This window comes from Frankia sp. RB5 (assembly GCF_059816245.1).
The window spans coordinates 1-2,491 of record NZ_JCBATA010000139.1 but is presented as its reverse complement, the minus strand read 5'-3'; the positions used below and the strand labels follow the sequence as shown (position 1 = coordinate 2,491).

Annotated in this window: 3 protein-coding genes; 1 reads left to right on the top strand and 2 read right to left on the bottom strand. The window is 71.9% G+C overall.

Annotation, left to right across the window (positions count from 1 at the left end; translation table 11 throughout):
* Positions 1–433: 433 nt before the first annotated feature.
* A complete protein-coding gene (locus AC6EXY_RS33150) occupies positions 434–1,438 on the bottom strand; it encodes an alpha/beta hydrolase (RefSeq protein ID WP_499819008.1) in 1,005 nt (334 codons plus the stop codon).
* A gap of 89 nt (positions 1,439–1,527) precedes the next feature.
* Positions 1,528–1,794, bottom strand: coding sequence for an alpha/beta hydrolase family protein (locus AC6EXY_RS33145; RefSeq protein WP_207770467.1), 267 nt, complete (start codon positions 1,792–1,794; stop codon positions 1,528–1,530).
* 419 nt (positions 1,795–2,213) lie between these two features.
* Between AC6EXY_RS33145 and AC6EXY_RS33140 the strand changes: the two genes are divergently transcribed.
* Positions 2,214–2,491, top strand: a 278-nt coding sequence (locus AC6EXY_RS33140) for an LLM class flavin-dependent oxidoreductase (RefSeq protein WP_499819007.1), incomplete at its 3' end; no start/stop codon positions are given.

Sequence of the window (2,491 nt, the reverse complement as noted above, 5' to 3'; positions counted from 1 at the left end):
GGACTTCCACGGAAACGCGCGGTGGAAGGCGTCCGACTTCACGTTCGTCAAGGCGCAGGCGAACGTCGACGGAATGGTGACTCCCTGATCGGGTAGCACCGCCTGGCGTGTCCGGGGTGGATGGCCTCCGGCTTCCACCCCGGACACGTCCTGTCGGGCCCGGGTAAGAGAACTCCGCGGCCATGACCGACGGCGTCGAGCTGTCGTGTGCACCCGACAGCTCGACATGCTGGGGACGGACCGTCGCCCCGTTTCGCCACCCGGTCAGCGTGCCTGCGGGCGTCCCCTTGCGGATCGAGGTGGAGGTCGAGCCGGCAGGCCCGGGCTGGGTCTTCAGCCGCTGGAGGTACGCGCTGGGAGACAGATCCGGGATGAAGGGGATGACCGGCAGGCGTTGTTCTAGCGCCGGTGAGCATGCCGGCGGGCGGCCGGTTCAGAGGCCGAGGAGGCGGCGCAGCCAGTCGATGCGGGCCTCGCGCGCGTTGCGTGAGATCGCCGTGTCGGGTGCGAGCAGGTCGAAGCCGTGGAACCCGCCGGGCCAGACGTGCAGCTCCGCCTGGCCGCCGGCCGCCCAGATCGCGGACGCGTAGGCGACGGCCTCGTCCCGCATCGTCTCCGCCGAGCCGACGTCCAGGAAGGCCGGGGGCAGCCCGGTCAGGTCCGTGGCACGGCCGGCGGCGGCGGCGGGTACGTCCGGGCCGCCGACCCGGTCGCCCAGCAGCGCCGCCCAGCCCTGTCCGTTGGCTTCGCGGTTCCAGATGCCGGGCCCGGACATCTGCAGCGTCGACGGCAGATTGTTGCGGTCGTCGAGCATCGGGCACATCAGCACCTGGCCGATCGGAGCGGGCCCGCCGCGGTCGCGTGCCAGGTGGGCCAGTGACGCGGTCAGGCCGCCGCCGGCGCTGGATCCGGCGATGACGATCCGCTCCGGGTCGCCGCCGAGTTCGGTGGCGTGCTCGAAGACCCAGCGCAGACCTGCGTAGCAGTCCTCGACCGGCTCGGGGTAGGGATGCTCGGGAGCGAGGCGGTACTCCACTGACGTGGCAACGAGACCAAGCCGCGCGCACCACTCGGCCACGACGCTGAACCCCAGCCGGCGGTCACCGACCGTCATCCCACCACCGTGCACGAAGTACACCAACGGCAGCGCGGCGCCGCGTTGCGCGTTCGCCGGCCGGGCCACCAGCATCGTCAGGTCCGGCGCCCCCGCCGGGCCTGGAACCGTGATGTCCCACGACTCGACGGCGCCGCCGGCGGTCAGATCCTCCAGCTGGAGCACCCTGAGGGCGCGGACGCGCCGTTGCGCCATCGTCGTCGGCGAGTTCGACCCCGTACCAAGGGCCGCCAGATTGGCCAAGGCGGCGGCGACCTGCCCGTCGAGCGGCGGCAGTGGGCCGACCCGCTGGCCTTCGGCGGCGACGTCGGTGGTGTGGGACACGCGGTTCTCCTGATCTCTAGATCTCGCGGATCGCCGTGCGCGCCGGGGGCGGACTCAATGGCGCTTTGGCCGGTCGACGCGTGGGCGGGTCAGCCGCCGAGCAGGCGGCGCAGCCAGCCGCGACGGGCGGCAACCGCCGCCCGGGACAGGGCCGCGTCGGGGACGAGGCCGGTGAACCCATGGAACCCACCGGACCAGACATGCAGCTCGGCCCGGCCGCCGGCCTGTTCGGGACGCGATCCCAGACGCCGACTCCGGCCATCTGGGCGGCGGAGACCGGCCTCGCACTCCGCGTCGGACGGTGGGGGGCCCGCCGGCGCGTCGGTTGGCCGGGACGCGTCCGACCATCCGGTCACCGCGCTCGCCGATCCGTCGCCACCACATACCTATGTATGATTTCGGTCACCACAGAAGCGTTATATCCCCACAGTCGGGGCGGGGTCGACCCACGCCCCCGCTCGGGACCAGCCCACCGCACGCACCGACTTGCCGTCGCGGACCGTGCGGCGACAAGCGCGGCCTCCGTCACGCGAGGTGACTCGACTCCAGAAGGTGAACGCGATAGCGTCAGATAATTAAGAACAGCAAGTGGCATTGTCGCCTTGGACTCGCTTTCCGCACACGCGTGTGTGGTCGCAGGTCCGCGCGTTGACCATCTGGTCATGGGATGCGTCGCCGCAGGTCACGGCACCGCGTACGGAAGACGGTCCTAGAGTCGCGCAGGACGGAACGCGGTCCACCGTCCGCGGCGCTCTATGACAGAGAGTAATGGTTGATGGACGTCGGTGTGTACTTCGATATGCGCAACCCGCGCCGGTGGCGCCGGGACCCGGCCGAGCTGTACGGCGCCTTCCCCGAGCTGTGCGAGGAGGCCGAGCGGCTCGGCCTCGACGCCGTCTGGGCCACCGAGCACCACGGCTTCGACAACGACTACCTGCCCGCTCCGCTGACCCTGCTGGCCGCGGCCGCCGCCCGGACCCGCCGAGTGCGGCTCGGCACCGGCATCGTGGTGGCGCCGCTGCACGCGCCGGCGGAGCTCGCCGAGCAGGCGGC